The organism is Cryobacterium sp. TMT1-19 (assembly GCF_004403055.1).
In the GTDB taxonomy this organism is placed as follows: Bacteria; Actinomycetota; Actinomycetes; order Actinomycetales; family Microbacteriaceae; genus Cryobacterium; species Cryobacterium sandaracinum.
On record NZ_SOHB01000024.1, the window covers coordinates 1 to 20,603 of the forward strand.

Consider the following 20,603-nt stretch of genomic DNA (forward strand, 5'->3'; position numbering starts at 1 on the left):
CACGGACTGGTCCTACGTCGACCGCGTCGCCGACCGCCTCGGCCACGACCTGCGCTACTCCGTGGATATCTCGAAGATCCAGTCCGAACTCGGCTACGCACCCCTCGTTCCGTTCGAACAGGGACTCGCGGACGTCGTGCAGTGGTACCGCGACAACCGCACCTGGTGGGAGCCGCTCAAGGCCCGTGCGGCATTGAGCTGATGACCCGCTATCTGATCACCGGCGCGGCCGGGATGCTCGGACGCGACCTGCAGGCCGCGCTCGCCGGCCGCGACGTCACAGCGTTCGACCGCACCGAGCTGGACATCACCGACCGGGCCGCGGTTCTGGCTCAGGTCGTCGGCTACGACGTCATCATCAACGCCGCCGCATACACGCAGGTGGACGACGCTGAGACGAACGAAGACGCCGCGTACGCGATCAACGCGACCGGCCCCCACAACCTGGCGTTGGCCGCATCCGCCACCGGGGCGAAGCTCGTGCAGATCTCCACCGACTATGTGTTCGACGGCAGCGCCACCGAACCCTACGCGGAGGACACCGAGATCAACCCGATCTCCGCCTACGGCCGCACCAAGGCCGCCGGCGAGGCGCTCGTACTGCAGGAACACCCGTCGGGCAGCTACATCGTGCGCACGGCCTGGCTCTACGGCGCGCACGGCCCGAACTTCCCCAAGACCATGCTGAAGCTGGCTGCCACCCGCGACACCTCACTGGCGCGAGGCTCTGGCCGCGGCGAACGCCGCCGGCGCCCTGGCCGTATGACCCCTGCTGAATTCAGGCCCTGGCCGATACGCCCGGCCTGGGCTGCCTCGACCGCGTAACGGACGGCCGCATTGCTGCCGAGCGCGTAGATGCGGGCGGGATTAAGCCGGTCGATCTGGTGCCGGTGATGGCAGCAATTCGGGTCGCGGTGACAGCGTCGTTAGGCGCTGTCTAAGGTGAGAGTAGCCACAAACTCTTGCAGCCACGGCCGCAGGTCCGGCCCGAGGTCCTCGCGATCCACGGCGAGCCGCAGGACCGCCTTGATGTAGTTCAGGAGGTCGCCGGTGTCATAGCGGCGGCCGCGGAAGATCACTCCGAACACTCCACCCGTCGCATCCGGGGTCGTCGCAAGCTCCTGCAGCGCATCCGTGAGCTGAATCTCGTTGCCCTTGCCCGGCAGGGTGTGCTCGAGCACGTCGAACACCTCCGGACGCAGCACATAGCGGCCGATGATGGCCAGGTTCGACGGGGCATCCGCGGCGCTAGGCTTCTCCACGAGCCCGGTCACGCGCACCACGTCGGGGTCGTCGGTGGGCTCGATCGCGGCACAGCCGTAGAGGTGGATCTGCGACGGATCGACCTCCATCAGCGCCACGATGCTGGCGTTGCGCGCGCCCTGCTCCACCAGCATCCGGGCCAGCAACGGGTCACGGATGTCGATCAGGTCATCACCCAGCAGCACCGCGAACGGCTCGTCGCCGACGTGCATCTTCGCGCGCAGCACCGCATGACCGAGTCCGAGCGGGTCGCCCTGGCGCAAGTAGTGGATGTCGGCCAGCCGGGTGGGGTGCCGCACCTTCGCCAGGCGGTCGTGGTCGCCCTTCTTCTCGAGCAGCGACTCCAACTCGGTCATGCGGTCGAAGTGGTTCTCCAACGCGTTCTTATGCCGCCCTGTCACCATCAGCAGGTCGGTCAGACCGGCAGCGGCTGCCTCCTCGACCACGTACTGGATCGCGGGCTTGTCGACGACGGGAAGCATTTCCTTCGGCATGGCCTTGGTTGCCGGCAGGAAGCGTGTTCCCAGTCCTGCCGCGGGAATGACGGCCTTGGTAATCTCGGAGCTCATGAGACTCAGACTAAGGGCGCAGTGTTGCCGCCGCATCTCCCACCGCGGATCTTTCGGTCTGGCGCCGTGATCTGTCTCGGCCACCGGCCACTGCCCGTGAGGTCACCTGCCGCCCGCTCTATGCCGCCTTGCCGTACCCCTGAGTCGGGCTGGCAGCTGCGGCTAATTCAGGAGAAACCCGGCCACAGTCATCCGTTGCGCCGGGTTTCCGGGGGCTGTGCCGGACATCCAGCCCAGATCTCCTGAGTTAGCCACCTGTGAGCCCGGTGCCCGGTGCCTCAGCTGGTATAACTCCTGCAATTCGCGGCCGGAGGGTCACGCCAGGCCGAATCGGGCACATCCGTCAGAATCTGCAGGAGTTATGCGCGCCCGGAGGGGGCTAACTCAGGAAAACCGGGCCGGCTGCGGCTTGCGCCCCCGGAATTACGCAACGGATACCGAGGCCTATCCCGGATCTCCTGAGTTAGCCACAGAAAAGGCAAGTGCACGTGCCGACGGGCACCCCGGCGCACACCCGCACCCGACCTGCAGTCCCCGTCAGCGCCCGCGGCCGCCGCGCAACAGAACCAGCCCGAGCACCCCGCCGACGGCGGCCCCAACCGTGTTTGCGACCACATCGGCGAGGGTGGCGAAGCGGTCCGGAAGGAAGATCAGCTGCCCGAGTTCGATGGTGCAGCTCGCCGCGAACCCGACCAGCACGGCCAGCCACCACCGTCGTGCGCCGGCCACGAGCACGACGAACAGGCCGACCGGCACGAACAGGGCGATGTTGGCGATGAACTCGACCAGGCTGTAGCGCACCCAGCCCGGCGCGCCGTGTTCCTGCAGCCAATCGATAAGGGCCAGCAGTGAGTCGTACGCCGCCCGGTCGACCGGCACCGGCCAGAACGCGATGAAGGCCAGCGCGACCAGATAGGCGAGCATGAGCCAAGGCGCCCACCGACGCAGCCGGGTGTGCGCGGCTCCGCCCGCCGCGGGAGGGCCCGGCGGTGTCGGCGGGAGAGTGCGACTCGCGTCGGTCATGTCTCGCCTCCCGGTACGTCACGGTCGGCGAACCGACGGCGCCGGGACCTGACCGCAACACTGTCGATCTACCTACCCTAGACGCGTGCGTGCGCGGGGGCGAGTTGCAGGCCGAGCCCCTACCGCCCGGCCGACACCCGCTTCGGCAGCACGAAGACGAGCAGCAGTGCCAGCACGCTGAACGAGGCGCTCACGCCCATCGCCGCGGTGGCGCTGTCGGTGAAGCCGGCGGCGACGGCCTCCGCACCGGGGCCGGCCACGACCAGCGTGCCGAAGAAAACGCTGCCGATCACGGCGATGCCCACGGCGCTGCCGACCCGCTGCATCACGCCGACCACGCCGCTGGCCGCACCGGCCTCGGAGCGGTCCACGGTCGCCACGATGAACTGGGCGTTCGGCGCGATGAAGAATCCGCTGCCGAGACCCGCGATCAGCAGCGGCGGCAGCAGCTCCCAGTTGGTGATCGCCGGGCCGATCAGGAGCAGGGCGAGCCAGACCCAGACCAGGCCGATGGTGACCAGGGACACGCCGATGATCAGCACGGTGCGGCCGAGCCGCTGCGCCAGCCGGTTGCTCTGCGAGGCGCCGATGATGGTTCCGATCGCGAACGGGATCGATACCAGCCCCGACTCGAGGGCGGTGTGCCCGAGGCCGGCCTGCCAGAGGATCGAAATGGTGAAGAAGATGCTGGTGAACGCGGCGAAGTAGACCAGGGCGAGCACGATGCCGCCGGTGAACGCCGGATGCCGGAACAGCCGCGGCGGCACCAGCGGGCTTTTGCCCCACCGGGTGTACGCCACCTCCCAGAAGCCGAATGCCACAATCAACGCCGCCCCCGCCGCCAGGGTCAGGTAGGTCCAGAGCGGCCAGCCCTGGTCCTCGCCCTCGATCAGGGGAACGAGCAGCGCCACGAGCCCGCCGGAGATCAGCAGCAGGCCCACCCAGTCGATGCCGCCGCTCGGGGTGCCCGGGGCACGTTCGGAGCCGGCCGGCAACAGGATCGCCGCCGCGACGAGGGCGATGATGCCGATCGGCAGGTTGACCCAGAAGACCAGGCGCCATCCGTTCTCGTCGCCGAAGGCCTCGATGATCAGGCCGCCGATGATCGGGCCGAGCGCCGTGGATACGCCGATCACCGTGCCCATGATCGCGAACGCCTTGCCGCGGGTGATGGGCGGGAACAGAAGCTGGATCACAGCGGTCACGGCCGGCACGAACATGCCGCCGGCAAGCCCCTGCACGACCCGGGCGATGATCAGCTGCAGATCGTTCTGCGCGAGCCCGCAGGCGAGGCTGGCCAGGGTGAACAGCAGTAGACCGGTGAAGAAGACCCACTTGTGGCCGATGCGGTCGCCGAGCCGCCCGGCCGGGATCAGCGCGATCCCGAAGGCGAGCGCGTAGCCGGAGATGATCCAGGAGAGGGTGGCCTCCGAGGCATCCAGGCTGGTACGGATGGTCGGAAGCGCCACATTCACGATCGTGGTGTCGAGCAGCGCCATGAACATGCCGGCCAGCAGCACGATCAGGGCCTGCCAGGCATGCCGTGGGATAGCGACAGGTGCGGGGAGACCCGGGCTGGAATCGGTCATGACATGATCCTCTCGCGCTTCTGGCCGCGCCGGCCCGGCCGCACCAAACACCAACTACCGAACACCAACTACCAAACACCAACTACCAAACACCAAACACCAACTACAAAACCCCCACTCCGAAGAGTGAGGGTTTTGCATATCTGTCGGGGTAACAGGATTTGAACCTGCGACCTCGTCGTCCCGAACGACGCGCGCTACCAAGCTGCGCCATACCCCGATGGCCCGTAAGCCTTGACAAGTATAACCCCCCGGATGCCCTACCACGACCATCCGGCGCCGAGCCTGCCGAGACCCCCGCTACGCCGCCGTCAGCGTGAGCAGGGTCGCCTCCGGCGCGCAGGCGAACCGCACCGGCGCGTAGATCGACGTGCCGAGCCCTGCGGACACGTTGAGGTACGAGGTGTGCAGTCCGGAGTCCCAGAGGCTGAGGCCCTTGACCTGCTTGCGCGGGATGTCGCAGTTGGTGACGAGGGCGCCGTAGCGGGGAACGCACACCTGCCCGCCGTGCGTGTGCCCGGCCAGGATCAGCTGGGCGCCATGGTTGACGAACGAGTTGAGCACCCGCTGGTAGGGCGCGTGGACGACGCCCACCGTGAGCGTCGACCGCGGCGGGGTCGCCTCCTCGGGGTCGGGCCAGTGCTCCTCCGACAACGGGTCGTTCGCGCGCAGGTCGTCGATCGCCCGGGTGATCAGGTCGAGGCGGTCGAGCCCGATGTGCGGGTCGTCCACCCCGAACAGCTCCAGGTGGGTGCCGTTGATGTCGAGCGCGGCCGCCGCGTTGTCGAGGTCGATCCAGCCGAGGTCGCCGAACACCCGGTGCAGGTGGGCGATGTCGAGCTTCTCGTGAAACGCCGAGCGAAGCGTCGACGGGGCACGGAAGTACCGCATCGGGTTCTTCAACTGCGGCCCGTAGTAGTCGTTCGACCCGTTGACGAAGATGCCCGGAATGCCGCGGAACGGTTCGAGGGCATACTCGATCCCGGAGATGCCGTCGGCGTGACCGAGGTTGTCGCCCGTGTTCACGATCAGGTCCGGCTCGAGGTCGGCCAAGCCGCGCACCCAGTCCTGTTTATCCCGCTGCCACGGTGCCATGTGCAGGTCGGAGAGGTGCAGCACCTTGATCGGGGCGGATCCAGGCGCGAGCACCGGAACGAGAACCTCGCGGAGGGTGAACATGCGGCGCTCCACGAGAGAGCCCCAGGCGAACGCGACGACTCCGGCCGCGGCTACCACCCCGGCGCTGACGGCCAAGGAGGTGCCTGCGGAGTTGGCGCGCGTCATCCGTTGCCCCCGCCGTTCGCGTCGGGTTTCGCGTCGGGTTTCGCGTCGGGCTTCGCGCCGGCGGCAAGCTTGCCGACCACGATCGTGACGGCGCTGCCCGCCGCGGCGCCGGAGCCGGCGGTCGGTGTCATGGAGAGCACCGTGCCGACCTGCTTCGGATCGGTGACGTCCTGCTCCTGCTTGGCGATGCTGAAGCCCGCCAGGGTGGAGGTAGCTTCGGCCTCGGTCTTGCCCACGACATCGGGCACGATCTTGAGTACACCGTTGCTGGAGTAGACGGTCACGGTCGAGCCGCGGCTGGCGCTGCTGCCGCCGGCCGGGTCGGTGCGGGCCACGGTGCCGGCGGGCATCTCGGAGTCGGTCACACCGCCGTCGACCACGTCGAAGCCGGCCGAGGTCAGGGTGGAGGCGGCTTCGCTCATCGACTTGCCGCGCAGGTCGGGGACCGGAATCTGAACGGCCTGCAGCACCTTGTTGGATGCCTCGGCGAAGGCGTCTCCGCCGTACTTCGCGTTCGCGACGCTCATCACCTCCGGCCACATGCGGTGACGGGCGGTGGCGGCCGTGCCGCCCTCCCAGTCGTCCACGAGACGCTGGTTGATGTCGCCGGTGACGCTGACGACGCCGATCACCGTGGCGACCTTGCTGCTCGCGCCGCTCATCCAGGTGTCCTTGTTGCCGTCGGTGGTTCCGGTCTTGCCGATCATCGGCACCCTCGGGGAGGTCGCGGAATTCGACGCGCGTCCCGAGCCTTCGGTCATCACCTTTTGCATGGCATACGTCATGCCGGCGTCGACCTCAGGGGTGACCGCCTGGGTGCACTTGGTCTGCGGCGGGGTCATGTCGGTGCCGTCCCCGCCGACGATCCGGTCGATCACGATCGGGCTGCAGCTGAGGCCGTTGTTGGCGATGCCGGCGAAGGCGATGGCCATGCTGAGCGGCGCGACCTCGTTCGTGCCGAGCACGGCCGAGGGACCTTGTTCGAGAGGCTTCAGGTCGGCGCGGCCCACTCCGAAGGAGTTGGCCATCGTGGCGATGCCGCACTGGTCCAGCTTCTTCGCCATGCCGATGAACCCGGTGTTGATGGAGTCGATCGTCGACTGCAGCGCGCTGTAGTTGTTGCCGGGTTCGTTCGCGTCGTTCTTGGGGTTGAAGACATAGCTCTGGTTGCCTTCACAGCTGTTCTTGAACACGCCCCAGTCGCTCTTACGGCGGGAGTCGACGCGCTCGTTGAGCGTGTGCCCCTGGGTCAGCCACTCGGCGAGGGTGAAGACCTTGTAGGTCGAGCCGGGCTGGAACCCGAGCGAGCCGCCCTCGTTGGAGTTGGTGTTGTAGTTGATGCCCGTGTAGTCGTTGTTGTTCTCGGTCACGGCCGGGTCCTGGCTGTAATCCTTGTTCTGGGTCATGGCCAACACTCGGCCGGTGCCCACCTCGACGCTGGTGATCACACCGCCCACGTCCCAGTCCCCGTACTGCTTCGGCACGTGCTTCTTCATGGTGGTCTCGGCGGCGTTCTGCAGGTCGAGGTCGAGCGTGGTGTAGATCTCGTAGCCGCCACGACGGAAGTTGGCCATGCGGGTGACTTCGTCTTCACCGAAAGAGGGGTCGTTCCGCAGGGTGTTGACGACCAGGTCGCAGAAGTAGGCGCTGCCGCCGGCTGTCGCACACCCGGTGCTGGGTTCCGTGATGGTGGGCTCGATCACGGTGGCCAGGGCGGCGTCGTAGTCTTCCTGGGTGATCTTCTGGTACTTGAGCATCTCGCCCAAGATGTAGTCGCGGCGTTCCTTGTTGGCGGCATACCCGTTGGCGACGCCGTTGGTTTCGCTGTCCGCGTTGTCGAGCTGGAACTTGACCGGGTTGTTCACGATCGCCACCAGGCTCGCCGCCTGCGCCAGTGACAGGCCCGCGGCGGTGGTGTTGTAGTAGTAGTTGGCGGCCGATTCGATGCCGTAGACCGTGCCGCCGAAACCGGTGATGTTCAGGTACTGGCGAAGGATGTCGTCTTTCGCGTACTGCTTCTCCACGCCGATGGCGAGGCGCATCTCCTTGAGCTTGCGGTCGGGGGTGGTCTCCGTGGCCGTGTCGTAGCAGCTCATGCGCTTCTTTTCGTCGGCCAGAGCCTCGCACTTCTGCACCTGCACGTTTTTCACGTACTGCTGGGTGATCGAGGAGCCGCCGCGCGCGGTGCCGGTGGCCACGGTGCTCACGACGCCCTTGACGGTGCCCTCGAGGTCGATGCCGCCATGCTCATAGAAGCGGGGGTCCTCGCCCGCGATCACGGCATCCTTCACGAACGGGCTGATCGCGTCCCACTCGACTTCCACCCGGTTCTGATCATAGAACGAGGCCAGAAGCAGGGGGCTGCCGTCGGCGTTGGTCGCGTAGATGTTGCTCTTCTGCGCCAGCTGGTCGATCGCGAGGTAGTCGGGGAGGCTCTCGAACATGTTGATTGTGTTCGTGGCTGTCATGCCGGAGAGGGCCAGAGCGGGGGTGACAGCGGCGGCGACGAGGACGCCGGCCACGGCGCTCATCCCGACGAAACCGAGGAACCCGCCGAGCGCTCCACTAACCGTACGATTTTTGGCAGACATACTATTGAGACTAAGTGACAAATCTGAAAAACCGCCTGAATCGGAGCCTTATGCCTGCCTGGGAGTACCTTACGACGCCGCTGATGATTCACAACACAGCTGCCATTTTGAACAACTGGGGCTCGGAGGGCTGGGAGCTCGTGCAGGTCGTTCCCGGACCCGAGGGTGGGCTTGTCGCCTACCTCAAGCGCCCCGTCGCCACCGAAGGAGCCTGAGGCGTGGCGCAGATCGCTGCCCGACTGGCCGAGCTCGGCATCGAGCTGCCGAGCGTCGTGCCGCCCGTGGCCACCTATGTGCCGGCCGTGGTCTCCGGCTCGCTGGTGTTCACCAGCGGTCAGCTGCCGATGATCTCGGGGGCGCTGCCGGCCACCGGCAAGGTCGGCGACGGCCACGGACTCGTGCCGGCCGCCGACGCCCATGACTACGCCCGGCAGTGCGCGCTGAACGGGCTTGCCGCCATCCAGGCCGCGATCGGATCGCTGGACCGAGTGACGCAGGTCGTCAAGGTCACCGGCTTCGTCGCATCCGACCCGTCGTTCACCGGCCAGCCCGGTGTTGTCAACGGTGCCTCCCAGGTGCTCGGCGAGATCTTCGGCGACCGGGGCGTGCATGCCCGCTCGGCCGTCGGCGTCGCCGTGCTGCCGCTGGATTCCCCGGTCGAGCTGGAGCTCATCGTCTCCTTCGCCTGAGCCCCAGAAAGCGGGCAGGCCCACTGGGCCTGCCCGCTTTCGTGTGTCTACTCGGGTGCGTGCCCGAACGAATTGGTTAGACGCTTGTTACTTCAGGGTGGACATGATCGCCGTCATCACCGAGGTGTCAGCGAGGGTGGTGGTGTCGCCGACCTCGCGGCCCTCCGCGACATCCTGCAGCAGACGCCGGATGATCTTGCCCGAGCGCGTCTTCGGCAGCTCGCTCACGATGAAGATCTGGCGGGGCCTCGCGATGGCACCGATCTGCTGGGACACGTGCGCCCGCAGCACGGCCTGGATGTCCGCGTGCGAGGACTCCTCCAGGTGGCTGTACTTGATGATGACGAACGCCACCACCGCCTGGCCGGTCGTGTCGTCGTGCGCGCCGACCACGGCCGCCTCGGCGGTCATCGGGTGCGCCACCAGCGACGACTCGATCTCGGCCGTGGACAGACGGTGCCCCGACACGTTCATCACGTCGTCGACCCGGCCGAGCAGCCAGATCTCACCGTCACGGTCGAGGCGGGCGCCATCACCGGCGAAGTAGCGCGGGTTCTCCGAACCGAACTTCTCCCAGTACGTCTCCTTGAAGCGCTCCGGGTCACCCCAGATGCCGCGCAGCATCGACGGCCACGGTTCGGTCACCACAAGCAGGCCACCGTTGTCGCGGCCCACGTGGTTTCCCTCGTCGTCGAGCACGTCGATCACGACGCCGGGGATCGGGCTCTGCGCCGATCCGGGCTTGGTCGTCGTCACGCCGGGCAGGGCGGAAATCATGATCGCGCCGGTCTCGGTCTGCCACCAGGTGTCGACCACCGGCGCGACATTGCCGCCGATGACCTCGCGATACCACATCCACGCCTCCGGGTTGATGGGCTCGCCCACCGAACCGAGCAGGCGCAGGCTGGTCAGGTCGAAGCCCTGCGGGATCTGGCGACCCAGCTTCATGAAGGTACGGATGGCCGTGGGCGCCGTGTACAGGATGCTCACCTTGTACTTCTCAACGATTTCCCACCACCGGCCGGGGTGCGGGGTGTCCGGGGTGCCCTCGAAGAGCACCTGGGTGGCGCCGTTGGCGAGCGGGCCGTAGACCACGTAGCTGTGGCCGGTGATCCAGCCGACGTCGGCGGTGCACCAGTAGACATCCGTCTCGGGGTGCAGGTCGAACACGTTCTTGTGGGTGAACGCCACCTGCGTGAGGTAGCCACCGGTGGTGTGCAGGATGCCCTTGGGCTTGCCGGTGGTGCCGGACGTGTAGAGGATGAACAGCGGGTTCTCGGCCGGGAAGCCCAGCGCCTCATGCTCTCCCGCGACCGAGGCGAGCTCATCGTGCCACCACAGGTCGCGGTCGAACCACTCCACGAAGCCGTCGGTGCGCTTGACCACCAGCACGTTGCGCACGGTGGTCTCGCCGCCCTCCAGAGCCGCGTCGACGGCCGGCTTGAGAGCGGACGCCTTGCCCTTGCGGTAACCGCCGTCGGCGGTGATCACGAGCACGGCGCTGGCGTCATCGATGCGCGAACGGAGGCTTTCGGCGCTGAAACCGCCGAAGATGACCGAGTGCACGGCGCCGATGCGGGCCACGGCGAGCATCGAGATGACGGCCTCCGGGATCATCGGCAGGTAGATCGCGACGCGATCCCCGGCATTCACGCCGAGTTTTGTCAGCACATTCGCAGCACGCTTCACTTCGGCAGTGAGCTCGGCATATGTGATGTCGCGGGAGTCTCCCGGCTCACCCTCGAAGTGCAGCGCGACCCGGTCGCCGTTGCCGGCCAGCACGTGCCGGTCGAGGCAGTTCCAGGCCACGTTCAATTCGCCGTCTTCGAACCATTTGGCGAACGGTGGATTGGTCCAGTCCAGTGTTTTTGTGAACGGCTTGTGCCAGTGCAGAAGCTCGCGGGCTTGATCAGCCCAGAATTTCAAACGGTCGTCCGCGGCGTCCTGATAGATCTGCGGCTTCGCGATGGATTGTGCGGCAAATTCCGGTGTCGGCGGGAATCTGCGGGATTCATGGAGAAGGTTATCGATCTTGACGCTCATACGTATGTCGCTCCTTTGCGATGCGCTGCGTGTATCGGGCGCGTTAACCCAGCCCCCTCCTGAACCCTACACGGCGACATGTGTCGCCCAGGTTGCGCGGAATTGCGGTGAGTTCCCACCCCCAATTGTGGTCTCATCAGGCGCCCGGGTTCCGTGTCCTCATTTATGAGGACACGGGGGACTTGCGCATCCGTAATTCCCCTTGTACATTGAATATCGTCTGAACGAAAGTTTTGACCTGCGGTGTGTCTGGTTCCCCCCAATCAGCGCACTGCCGAGGCGGCACCTGTTCCCCCCAATAGGTGCCGCCCCCCTTTTTTAACCGGTGGCTTTTCGCGGTGGTGCGTCCCGGTCCTCCCCAGCCGGCGGTCGGCCCGGGTTCTCCTCGATCCGGCGCAGGGGCCGGATGCGCTTCCACCGCCGATCTAACGTCGGGGCATGCCCGAGCCGTTCGTCGCCGTCCCGTCGTATGGCAGGTCCGTGCCTGCCCGCCCTCCCGCCGGCGCTCCCGACCGCCGCACGGATGCCCGGCCGCCCGGTGCGCTCAGCCCCGGTGTGCTCAGCCCCGGTGTGCTCCCGGCGATCCGGCCCCTCGACGTGTTCGTGCTCGGCCCGCTCGCCGAGTTCGCCGCCGACGGCGAGGTCACCGATCTGTTCGTCAACGGAGCCGCCGGGCTGTGGGTGGATGCCGGCCACGGACTGCTGCACGCCCCGCAGTGGAGCTGCCCGGAACCGGCTGTGCGGGAACTGGCGGTGCGCCTGATCGCCCTCGGCGGGCGCCACATCGACGAGGCCAGCCCCTGCGTCGATGTGCGGCTGTCCGACGGCATCCGGGTGCATGCGGTGCTGCCGCCGGCGTCGAGCACGGGCACGCTGTTGTCCATCCGGCTGCCTCGCGCCGAGCGGCTGAGCCTCGCCGCGCTCGCCGCCGGGGGTCTGTTCGGGGTGGGGGAGGCATCCGTCGCCGTCGCCGACCGGCTGCGCGCGGCCGTGCACCGGCGCGAGAACCTGCTCATCACGGGAGCCGCCGGCAGCGGCAAGACCACCCTGCTCGCGGCGCTGCTGGGCGAGGCACCGCCTGAGGAACGCATCGTGGCCATCGAGGACGTCGCCGAACTGCGTATCGACCACCCGCATGTCGTGGCGCTCGAGGCCCGGCAGCCGAACCTCGAGGGGGCCGGCCGAATCGGCCTGGAGAGTCTCCTGCGCGAGGCGTTACGGATGCGCCCCGACCGGCTGGTGCTCGGCGAATGCCGCGGTGCCGAGATCCGGGAGCTGCTGGCCGCGCTCAACACCGGCCACGACGGCGGCGCCGGCACCCTGCACGCGAACTCCCTGCACGACGTTCCGGCCCGACTCGAGGCCCTCGGCGCTCTCGCCGGACTGAGTCCGGAAGCGGTGGCCCGGCAGGCGGTGAGCGCGATCGGGCTGGTGCTGCACCTCGAGCGCCGCGAGGGCCGCCGCCGGCTCGCCCCGCTCGGCCGGTTCGTGCTGGACGCCCGGGATCGCCTGCTGGTGATCGCCGCGACCCCGGGGAACCGCTGGGCCCCGGGGGAGTCCGGCCCGCCCAGACCGGTCCGCACACACGGGCGGCGGGCCGCCGCGCCCGCCGAGACTGGAGACTCGGCAGGAGAATCGGCATGAGACTCGGCACGTGGCTCGGCGTGAGGCGGCGGCACGGTCCGGCCAGCCCGGCCATCGAGGAGGTGGCGCAGGTGACCCAACGCATCGCGGTTCTCCTCGCCGCCGGCGTCTCCCCGGCATCCGCGTGGGCCTACCTCGAACCCGTCGCTTCGCACCCCGTCGGCGAAAAGTCTCTGTCGCCGACACCGCCCTCTTCGGGGGCACAGATCATCCGGGCGGCGGCCGACGCCGGGCGCCGCGGCGACAACATCGCCGACGCCGTGGCCGCCGAGGCCCGCGCACTTGGCGGCCAGATCGGCGCCGCCTGGCTGGGCCTCGCCGCGGCCTGGCAGGTGGCCACCCAGGCCGGAGCGCCGCTGGCCTCCTGCCTGCGGCAACTGGCGTCATCCTTCCGAGACCTCGGCCAGTTGCACGCCGACCTCGCCGTGGCGCTCGCCGGCCCGAGCGCCACGGCACGGATGGTCGCGTTCCTGCCGGTCGTCGGTGTGCTGTTCGGCAGCCTTCTGGGCTTCAACACGCTGCAGACGCTGTTCCTCACCGCACCCGGCTGGGCCTGCCTCGCCGGCGGCGGCGCCCTCATGCTGGCGGCGGACCTCTGGAACCGGCGGCTCGTGCACTCCGCCCGGGCACGGGACCCGACCCCCGGGCTCGAACTGGACCTCACCGCCATCGCCATGACCGGCGGCGGCTCCGTCGACCGCGCCCGGACCCTGGTCGACGCGGCGGCAGAGCGGTTCGCCCTGCACCGCGCGGACTCGGCGGCCAGCATCGACCGGGTGCTCGCTCTGTCGGTGCGCGCCGGCGTTCCCGCCGCGGAGCTGTTGCGAAGCGAGGCCGACCAGCTGCGTCGGCAGGCCCGCAGCGACGGCCAGCACCGGGCCGCCACCCTCGCGGTCACGCTCATGATCCCGCTCGGGGTGTGCGTGCTGCCCGCATTCATGCTGATCGGAGTTCTGCCGCTGTTGATGACCGTCCTCTCGTCCACAGTGCTCGTTTTCTGAAGTTCTGCACCGAAGCGAGCGGCTGTCGGTGTTCCGCCCTCGCCCGCGCCAGTCTGAGACCACTCGTGCCGCCCACACACCGCGTCGCCCGACGCGAGAAGGAGACGAACGAATGCCCACCATCGAACCGACCACCGGCCCCGGCCTTGGCCACGATTCTCTGCGCAAGGCGGCACCGGCACCTCGGCTCCCCCGTCCCGACCGGTTCCGGCTGCCGCGCGGCCTGCGCGCCGAGACGGGTGCAGCCACCGCCGAATACGCCGTTGCCACGATGGCGGCGGTCGGATTCGCCGGCCTGCTGATCGTCATCCTGCGCGGCGACGAGGTGCGCGGCATCCTGACCGATCTGGTGCGCAATGCGCTTTCCGTGGGGTAGCCGCCGGCCGGAAGGGCACTCCGAAGGGCACTCCGACGGGCACTCCGACGGGCACTCCGACGGGCACTCCGACGACGCCCCGAGCGCCCGAAGCCGCGCCCGGCGCCGCCCCGGCCCCAGGGACCGCCCCCGCGACCGCGGCAGCGTCACCGCCGAGTTCGCGACGGTCGTTCCGGCTGTACTGCTCGTGCTCGCCTGCTGCCTGGGCGCCCTGCAGGTGATCGGCCAGCAGGTGCGCCTCACGGATGCCGCGGCCGACGCCGCCCGGTCCCTCTCGCGCGGCGACAGCGTCGACCGGGCCTCTGGGCTGGTGCAGCGGGCGGTGCAGGGGGCCTCGATGACTTCGGAGCGCCGGGGTGAGTTCGTCTGCGTAAACCTGCGCGCACCGAGCTCGTTCGGCGCTTTCGCGGCCTTCGGCCTCACGCTCCGGGCCGGGTCCTGCGCGCTCGGCGGTGGCCGGTGAGGCCCCGCCGGGGGAGGTCCCGGACCCTGACTTCCCGGGCTGTGCGGCGGCGGACCGTGACTCGCCGGGCTCTGCGGCGGCGGCACTGGTCAGCACCCGAGCGCGGCTCGGGCACGGTGCTTGCTCTCGGGGTGCTGGGCGCGGTCATGCTCCTGACGGCGGTGCTGCTGCCGCTGTTCGCCGCGCTGGTGGTCGGCCAGGCGGTGCAGGGGGCAGCGGATGCCGCGGCGCTTGCCGCCGCCGACACCGCCTCGGGCGCCGTGGCCGGCGTTCCCTGCGCGGCGGCGGCCGAAGCCGCGAGGCTGAATGGGGCATCCGTCACCGTCTGCACGGTGGAGGGGCTGATCGCATCGGTGACCGCGGTGCGCGGCTACCTCGGGTTCGAGCTGGGCGCGCAGGCACGGGCCGGGCCGCCCGATTCGCCCGGCGGCCCCGCCGGCTGACCACGTCTCAGCGGGCGCGAAAGCCACGGGCGGCTCAGTCGAAGAGGGCCTCGATGTAGCGGTAGTCCACGGCGGTGGGTCGATCCGGGAATTTGCTGGAATCGAATTCGAGGCCGGAGCCGCGTAGATAGAGGTAGCGCTTGTTGCCGTCGGCAGGAATCTCGAGTCGCGGCCGCGGATCGCCGGATTCCAGGAACTGGGTGGTGACTGTCTTGCCTTGGAGGGGGCCGTCCGTGAGCTTCGCGGTGTACGTGCCCGTCGCTGAATTCGCCATGCTCCAATTGTCTCCGCCAGCGCAGGCCTGGCAACCCCCAATGGTCTCGCGCGGCGTGGTCGATTAGGCAGGCACCATATTGAAGTGTGTATGGTGTGCCATGGCCCACTTGGACCCGTACCTATAAAGAGGAGTCTGGTGCCAGGCACTAAGAAGCTGGTCATTGTCGAATCGCCGACGAAGATGAAATCGATCGCCGCGTATCTGGGCGACGGCTACGAGGTCTTGTCCTCGGTCGGCCATATTCGCGACTTGATCGAGCCCAAGAACCTGCCACCCGAACTGAAAAAGGGTCCGCTCGGCAAGTTCTCGGTCGACGTGGAAAACGGTTTCGAGCCGTACTACGTCGTGTCCGACGCGAAGAAGAAGACCGTGGCCGAACTCAAACGGGCCATGAAGAACGCCGACGAACTCCTGCTCGCAACTGATGAGGACCGCGAAGGCGAGGCCATCGCCTGGCACCTGCTGCAGGTCCTGCAGCCCAAGGTGCCGGTCAAGCGCATGGTCTTCCACGAAATCACCAAGGAAGCCATCCTTCAGGCGAAGGACAACACCCGCGACCTCGACACCGCCCTCGTCGACGCGCAGGAGACCCGGCGCATCCTCGACCGTATCTACGGCTACGAGATTTCCCCCGTGCTTTGGCGCAAGGTCGGCCCGGGCCTGTCCGCCGGCCGCGTGCAGTCCGCGGCCACCCGCCTCGTCGTCGAACGCGAACGCGAGCGCCTCGCGTTCGTGTCGGCCGGCTACTGGGACCTCATCGCCCAGCTCGCTACCGGCGCGTCCCGGGCGGATTCCGCGTTCCAGTCGAAGCTCGTGCGCCTGGGCGGAGAGCGCATCGCCTCCGGCGGCGACTTCGACGACCTCGGCCGGCTGAAACCCAAGGTGACGGCGGTCACGCTCGACGAGGCATCCGCCCTCGCCCTGGCCAACGCCCTCAAGGAACCATCGGTCGCCCTGACCGTGACGAAGGTGACCGCCAAGCCCTACCGTCGTAGCCCGGCCGCGCCCTTCACCACCTCGACCCTGCAGCAGGAGGCGGCCCGCAAGCTGCGCTTCACCGCCCGCCAGACCATGAGCGTGGCCCAGTCGCTCTACGAAAACGGGTACATCACCTATATGCGAACCGACTCGCCGTCGCTGTCGCAGCAGGCGATCACGGCCGCGCGCACCCAGGCGGCGGCGCTCTACGGCCCCGAAACGGTGCCCGACAAGCCCCGCCTGTACAAGGGCAAGAGCAAGAACGCTCAGGAGGCGCACGAGGCGATCCGTCCGTCCGGCGACACGTTCCGCACCCCTTCGGCGCTCGCATCCACTCTGCGCGGCAACGACTTCAAGCTCTATGACCTGATCTGGAAACGCACCGTCGCCTCGCAGATGGCGGATGCGACCGGCTCGACCGCGTCGGTGACCATCGCGGCCGGGCCGACCGGCACGTCCACGCACCCCGCGACATCCGGGGTGCTCGCGGAATTCGCCGCCAGCGGCACCGTGATCACGTTCCGCGGCTTCATGCTGGCCTATGAGGAATCCCGTGACGAGGAGCGCAACGCACCCACCGACGCCACCGAGTCCAAGCTGCCGCCGCTCGAAGAGGGCCAGAAGCTGACCCTGCTCGACGTGGAAGCCAAGGGCCACGAGACCACCCCGGCCGCCCGCTACACCGAGGCGAGCCTGGTGAAGAAGCTCGAGGAGCTCGGCATCGGCCGCCCTTCGACGTACGCGTCGATCATCTCCACGATCACCGAGCGCGGCTACGTCACCCCCCGCGGCCAGTCGCTGGTGCCCAACTGGATCGCCTTCTCCGTCGTTCGCTTGCTCGAGGAGTACTTCTCCGACCTGGTCGAATACGACTTCACCGCCGAGATGGAAGACGACCTCGACCGGATCGCCGACGGCAAAGCCGACCGGGTGGACTGGCTGACCAGCTTCTACTTCGGTTCCGACAAGCACCGCGGCCTGCGCCAGGTCATCGACAACCTCGGCGAGATCGATGCGCGCTCGATCAACTCGATGCCCATCGGCGACGACATCACCCTGCGAATCGGCAAGTACGGTCCCTACCTCGAGGTCATCGACCCGGGCGCGGCACCGGATGCCCCGCCGCGCCGGGTGAACATCCCGCCGAACCTGGCCCCCGACGAGCTGACCCCGGCGAAGGCCCGCGAACTCATCGACGCGCCGGTCATCACCGACCGTGTGATCGGCGAGAACCCGGAGAACGGCAAGCGGATCGTGGCGAAGGACGGCCGGTTCGGCCCCTACGTCACCGAGCTGGAGCCCGAGGTCGAGGTCGTCGAACCCGGCGAGACCATCGACCCGGTCACCGGCGAGGTGACCCTGCTTGCCGATTCGGCCGCCGCCGAGGCTGCCTCCACGACCAAAACGACGGCCGCGGCCGCGAAGCCCAAGCGCAAGCCTTCGGCGAAGAAGGTCGCCGCGGTGAAACCGCGCACGGCCTCGTTGTTCAAGACCATGGACCTCGCCACGATCGACCTCGACACGGCCCTGCATTTGCTCGCCCTGCCGCGCGTGGTCGGCCTCGACCCGGAGACGGGCGCGGAGATCACGGCCCAGAACGGCAAGTTCGGCCCGTATCTCAAGAAGGGCGTGGACACCCGGTCACTGACCAGCGAGGACCAGATCTTCGAGATCGATCTGGCCGGTGCGGTCGACCTGTACGCCCAGCCCAAGTACGGCGCCCGGCGGGCGTCGAGCGCGCTCAAGGAGTTTGAGGCTCCCGACCCCGAGAGCGGCAAGGCGATCAAGATCAAGGACGGCCGGTTCGGCGCCTACGTCACCGACGGCATCACCAACGCCACCATCCCGAAAGCCGAGACGGTGGAGGAGGTCGACTTCGACCGCGCCGTGCAGCTGCTCGCCGACAAGCGGGCCAAGGGCCCGGCCGTCAAGAAGGCGCCGGCGAAGAAGGCCCCGGCCAAGAAGACGGCGGTCAAGAAGGCCCCGGCGAAGAAGGCGGCGGTCAGGAAGGCCCCGGCTCGGAAGTCGGCCGTCAAAAAGCCGACTTCGTCGGGTGCCACCACGACGGTGCGCGCTCAGCGCACCCCGGCTCAGAAGGCCGCGACGGCGGCCAAGGCTGCGGCGACCCGGGCGGCCACCGCGGCCGCGAAGGCCGCGACCCAGGCGTCGTCGCTGTCGTGACCCGAGAAGTTCCGGAAGCCGTGACCGGTCCCGCCGCTGCCGGGCTGTTCATCACCCTCGAGGGTGGTGACGGGTGCGGCAAGACGACCCAGTCGGAGCTTCTCACCGACTGGCTCCGGCAGAGCGGGCGCACCGTGCTGCGCACCCGCGAGCCCGGCGGAACGGATGTCGGCGGCGCCATCCGTGAGATCGTGCTGCACCACCGCGGTGAGATCGCACCGCGGGCCGAGGCGCTCCTCTACGCCGCCGACCGGGCCCAGCACATCGCGACCGCGGTGCGGCCGGCGCTCGCCCGAGGCGAAGTGGTGATCCAGGACCGCTACCTGGACTCATCCGTCGCCTACCAGGGTGCCGGACGGGTGCTCGACGCCACCCCGGTGCGTGATCTGTCGCTCTGGGCGGCGGAGGGACTGTTGCCCGCGCTGACCGTGCTGCTCGACCTCGACGAGACCGTGGCGCGCGGCCGCCTCGACGCTGAGAACAAGCCCTTCGACCGGCTCGAGGCGGAGAAGAGCGACTTTCACCGCCGGGTGCGCGCCGCGTTCCTCGCCCTGGCCGACGCCGAGCCGGAGCGGTTTCTGGTCGTGGACGCCGGGCGCCCGGTGGCGGAGATCGCCGCCGTCATCCGCGACCGGGTCGCCGCGCTGCTCTAGGGATGGTGTGAACGGATGTCCGAGGCCGCCGCGGCCCGGCGGCCCGCCGCTGCGGCGGCATCCGTTTCACGCGCGGGCTCGCCGTGCGCCGTGCGCCGTACGAATTCGACGGAGATTTTGGCCCTGGACCCCGTTTTCGGCCCCAAACCGGCCGTTTTCGGCAAAATCTCCGTCGAATTGGTTCGGCACCAGGCGCGGTGCTGCGCCGGCTGGACGGAATGCGCCGACTGGACGGGCTCTGCCGGGGGCGCAACCAGCGGACGGCTCCGGCTGGACGAGCTCTAAGCCCTCTGTCACCGACGAAAGGTACTCTGGTCCGATGACTGTGTGGGATGGCCTGACGGGTCAGGCGAGAGCGATCGCGATCTTCCGCGCGGCGGCCGAACGTCCGAGTGACGGAGACGCCGAGGCGCGCGCCGGGTCGGCCATGACGCACGCCTGGCTGATCACCGGGCCGCCCGGTTCGGGCCGCTCCAACCTTGCGTTCGCCTTCGCGACCGCGCTGCTCAGCCCCGGCACCGAGGCCGGCGACGAGAGCGCCCGCCGCCTGGTTGACGCCCGGACGCATCCCGACCTGACCGTGCTCTCCACCGAGGGCGTCATCATCAAGATGGACTCGGTCAAAGAGGCCGTGAAGCGCTCGCAGTACTCACCGTCGGTGGGCCGCTACCGGGTGGTCGTGGTCGAAGACGCCGATCGCATGGTCGAGCGCACCTCCAACGTTCTGCTCAAGGCTTTGGAAGAGCCGCCGGAGCGCACCGTGTGGATCCTCTGCGCTCCCAGCGAGGCTGACCTGCTGCCCACGATCCGGTCCCGCGTGCGATCGGTGCGGTTGCGGGTGCCGAGCATCGACGACGTCGCCGAGCTGCTCGTGGCCCGGGACGGTGTCGACCGGGCCACCGCCGAACGGGCCGCTCGCGAGGCGCAGAGCCACATCGGCATGGCCCGCCGCCTGGCGACGAACCCCGAGGCGCGAGCGCGACGCGAGGAGACCCTGCGGGCGGCCCTCGGCATCCGCGGCGTGTCGGCGGCGGTGAATGCGGCGGCCCGGCTGCTCGCCATCGCCGGTGACGACGCGAAGGCGATCACGCTCGAGCGCGACGCCGCCGAGCGTGAGGGCGTGTTGCGCTCCCTGGGCGTCGAGCCGGGACAGTCGGTCCCGCCCGGCCTGCGCAGCCAGATCAAGGCCCTCGAAGATGACCAGAAGCGGAGGGCCACCCGCAGCCTCCGCGACGGGATCGACCGCATCCTGGTCGACCTCACCTCGCTGTACCGCGACGTGATCATGGTGCAGCTCGGCCGGGAGACCAGCGTCATCAACCGGGAACTCCTCACGGAGGTGCGGGCGGCGGGAGCCGTCTGTGCGCCCGCCGCCACGCTGTTCACCCTGGACGCGATCGCCCAAGCCCGGCAGCGGATCGAATCGAACGTGGCGCCGGCGCTGGCCCTCGAGGCCATGCTCGTATCGGCAATCCGCCGGTGACCGAGAACACGTCCCAGAAAAGGGGAATCCGTTGACCAGACAAACTCGCGTGC

Annotated in this window: 17 protein-coding genes, 1 tRNA gene and 2 pseudogenes; 12 read left to right on the plus strand and 8 right to left on the minus strand. The window is 68.7% G+C overall.

Going from position 1 to position 20,603, the window contains the following annotated elements; translation table 11 throughout:
* Both E3T40_RS05955 and E3T40_RS05960 read left to right on the plus strand, forming a co-directional pair.
* Nucleotides 1-202 (plus strand): annotated as a pseudogene (locus E3T40_RS05955) (dTDP-glucose 4,6-dehydratase); the annotation flags it as partial.
* Nucleotides 202-711: pseudogene (locus E3T40_RS05960) on the plus strand (NAD(P)-dependent oxidoreductase); the annotation flags it as partial. The pseudogenes E3T40_RS05955 and E3T40_RS05960, both read left to right, overlap by 1 nt.
* Nucleotides 712-926: 215 nt before the next feature.
* Here E3T40_RS05960 and E3T40_RS05965 read toward each other — a convergent pair.
* From E3T40_RS05965 to E3T40_RS05990, 6 genes are all read right to left on the minus strand, one after another.
* On the minus strand, nt 927-1,832 hold the full coding sequence (locus E3T40_RS05965; protein ID WP_104170778.1) for a UTP--glucose-1-phosphate uridylyltransferase: 906 nt from the start codon (nt 1,830-1,832) through the stop codon (nt 927-929).
* A 537-nt stretch (nt 1,833-2,369) separates the two neighbouring features.
* Complete coding sequence (locus E3T40_RS05970) at nt 2,370-2,855, minus strand: VanZ family protein (protein ID WP_104170779.1); 486 nt, start codon at nt 2,853-2,855, stop codon at nt 2,370-2,372.
* A gap of 119 nt (nt 2,856-2,974) precedes the next feature.
* Nucleotides 2,975-4,444: a DHA2 family efflux MFS transporter permease subunit gene (locus tag E3T40_RS05975; RefSeq protein WP_134542897.1), complete on the minus strand. Its 1,470-nt coding sequence runs from the start codon at nt 4,442-4,444 to the stop codon at nt 2,975-2,977.
* 146 nt (nt 4,445-4,590) lie between these two features.
* A tRNA-Pro gene (locus E3T40_RS05980) sits at nt 4,591-4,664 on the minus strand.
* An 80-nt stretch (nt 4,665-4,744) separates the two neighbouring features.
* On the minus strand, nt 4,745-5,728 hold the full coding sequence (locus tag E3T40_RS05985) for a metallophosphoesterase (protein ID WP_134542898.1): 984 nt from the start codon (nt 5,726-5,728) through the stop codon (nt 4,745-4,747).
* Nucleotides 5,725-8,319, minus strand: a complete 2,595-nt coding sequence (locus tag E3T40_RS05990) for a transglycosylase domain-containing protein (protein ID WP_134542899.1) — start codon at nt 8,317-8,319, stop codon at nt 5,725-5,727. Before E3T40_RS05990 ends, E3T40_RS05985 begins: the two co-directional genes overlap by 4 nt.
* Nucleotides 8,320-8,369: 50 nt before the next feature.
* Between E3T40_RS05990 and E3T40_RS05995 the strand changes: the two genes are divergently transcribed.
* Together E3T40_RS05995 and E3T40_RS06000 are read left to right on the plus strand one after the other, a co-directional pair.
* Entirely contained in the window at nt 8,370-8,534 is a 165-nt protein-coding gene (locus tag E3T40_RS05995) for a DUF4177 domain-containing protein (RefSeq protein WP_134342594.1), read from the plus strand.
* A gap of 3 nt (nt 8,535-8,537) precedes the next feature.
* Nucleotides 8,538-9,008, plus strand: a complete 471-nt coding sequence (locus tag E3T40_RS06000; RefSeq protein WP_134542900.1) for a RidA family protein — start codon at nt 8,538-8,540, stop codon at nt 9,006-9,008.
* A gap of 87 nt (nt 9,009-9,095) precedes the next feature.
* Here the strand turns inward: E3T40_RS06000 and acs are convergent, their stop codons facing one another.
* Entirely contained in the window at nt 9,096-11,051 is a 1,956-nt protein-coding gene (gene acs / locus E3T40_RS06005) for an acetate--CoA ligase (protein WP_104170784.1), read from the minus strand.
* A gap of 438 nt (nt 11,052-11,489) precedes the next feature.
* Here acs and E3T40_RS06010 point away from each other — a divergent pair, with 438 nt between their 5' ends.
* From E3T40_RS06010 to E3T40_RS06030, 5 genes are all read left to right on the plus strand, one after another.
* Nucleotides 11,490-12,695 (plus strand): TadA family conjugal transfer-associated ATPase, encoded by a 1,206-nt coding sequence (locus tag E3T40_RS06010; protein WP_134542901.1) that lies wholly within the window; start codon nt 11,490-11,492, stop codon nt 12,693-12,695.
* A complete protein-coding gene (locus E3T40_RS06015) occupies nt 12,692-13,696 on the plus strand; it encodes a type II secretion system F family protein (RefSeq protein WP_134542902.1) in 1,005 nt (334 codons plus the stop codon). The genes E3T40_RS06010 and E3T40_RS06015 overlap by 4 nt, the downstream gene beginning before the upstream one ends.
* Nucleotides 13,697-13,808: 112 nt before the next feature.
* Complete coding sequence (locus tag E3T40_RS17540; protein ID WP_134542903.1) at nt 13,809-14,072, plus strand: DUF4244 domain-containing protein; 264 nt, start codon at nt 13,809-13,811, stop codon at nt 14,070-14,072.
* Nucleotides 14,053-14,535, plus strand: a complete 483-nt coding sequence (locus E3T40_RS16595) for a TadE family protein (protein ID WP_194088383.1) — start codon at nt 14,053-14,055, stop codon at nt 14,533-14,535. Before E3T40_RS17540 ends, E3T40_RS16595 begins: the two co-directional genes overlap by 20 nt.
* Before the next feature lie 56 nt (nt 14,536-14,591).
* The gene (locus tag E3T40_RS06030; protein ID WP_241981682.1) at nt 14,592-14,978 is read left to right on the plus strand and encodes an Rv3654c family TadE-like protein; all 387 of its coding nucleotides are present in this window, start codon (nt 14,592-14,594) and stop codon (nt 14,976-14,978) included.
* 34 nt (nt 14,979-15,012) lie between these two features.
* On the opposite strand, the gene E3T40_RS06035 is transcribed toward E3T40_RS06030, so the two are convergent.
* Entirely contained in the window at nt 15,013-15,252 is a 240-nt protein-coding gene (locus tag E3T40_RS06035) for a hypothetical protein (RefSeq protein WP_104170787.1), read from the minus strand.
* Nucleotides 15,253-15,390: 138 nt separating this feature from the next.
* Here E3T40_RS06035 and topA point away from each other — a divergent pair, with 138 nt between their 5' ends.
* From topA to E3T40_RS06050, 3 genes are all read left to right on the plus strand, one after another.
* A complete protein-coding gene (gene topA, locus E3T40_RS06040) occupies nt 15,391-18,414 on the plus strand; it encodes a type I DNA topoisomerase (RefSeq protein WP_134542904.1) in 3,024 nt (1,007 codons plus the stop codon).
* Nucleotides 18,411-19,067 (plus strand): dTMP kinase, encoded by a 657-nt coding sequence (gene tmk / locus E3T40_RS06045; RefSeq protein ID WP_241981683.1) that lies wholly within the window; start codon nt 18,411-18,413, stop codon nt 19,065-19,067. Before topA ends, tmk begins: the two co-directional genes overlap by 4 nt.
* Before the next feature lie 319 nt (nt 19,068-19,386).
* Nucleotides 19,387-20,550 (plus strand): DNA polymerase III subunit delta', encoded by a 1,164-nt coding sequence (locus tag E3T40_RS06050; RefSeq protein ID WP_134542905.1) that lies wholly within the window; start codon nt 19,387-19,389, stop codon nt 20,548-20,550.
* Nucleotides 20,551-20,603: the final 53 nt, after the last annotated feature.

Bases quoted from the DNA above. Each gene is read 5' to 3' on its own strand.
- E3T40_RS05965 (WP_104170778.1), bottom strand. From the start codon at position 1,832: ATGAGCTCCGAGATTACCAAGGCCGTCATTCCCGCGGCAGGACTGGGA.
- E3T40_RS05970 (WP_104170779.1), bottom strand. From the start codon at position 2,855: ATGACCGACGCGAGTCGCACTCTCCCGCCGACACCGCCGGGCCCTCCC.
- E3T40_RS05975 (WP_134542897.1), bottom strand. From the start codon at position 4,444: ATGACCGATTCCAGCCCGGGTCTCCCCGCACCTGTCGCTATCCCACGG.
- E3T40_RS05985 (WP_134542898.1), bottom strand. From the start codon at position 5,728: ATGACGCGCGCCAACTCCGCAGGCACCTCCTTGGCCGTCAGCGCCGGG.
- E3T40_RS05990 (WP_134542899.1), bottom strand. From the start codon at position 8,319: ATGTCTGCCAAAAATCGTACGGTTAGTGGAGCGCTCGGCGGGTTCCTC.
- E3T40_RS05995 (WP_134342594.1), top strand. From the start codon at position 8,370: ATGCCTGCCTGGGAGTACCTTACGACGCCGCTGATGATTCACAACACA.
- acs (WP_104170784.1), bottom strand. From the start codon at position 11,051: ATGAGCGTCAAGATCGATAACCTTCTCCATGAATCCCGCAGATTCCCG.
- E3T40_RS06010 (WP_134542901.1), top strand. From the start codon at position 11,490: ATGCCCGAGCCGTTCGTCGCCGTCCCGTCGTATGGCAGGTCCGTGCCT.
- E3T40_RS06015 (WP_134542902.1), top strand. From the start codon at position 12,692: ATGAGACTCGGCACGTGGCTCGGCGTGAGGCGGCGGCACGGTCCGGCC.
- E3T40_RS17540 (WP_134542903.1), top strand. From the start codon at position 13,809: ATGCCCACCATCGAACCGACCACCGGCCCCGGCCTTGGCCACGATTCT.
- E3T40_RS16595 (WP_194088383.1), top strand. From the start codon at position 14,053: ATGCGCTTTCCGTGGGGTAGCCGCCGGCCGGAAGGGCACTCCGAAGGG.
- E3T40_RS06035 (WP_104170787.1), bottom strand. From the start codon at position 15,252: ATGGCGAATTCAGCGACGGGCACGTACACCGCGAAGCTCACGGACGGC.
- E3T40_RS06050 (WP_134542905.1), top strand. From the start codon at position 19,387: ATGACTGTGTGGGATGGCCTGACGGGTCAGGCGAGAGCGATCGCGATC.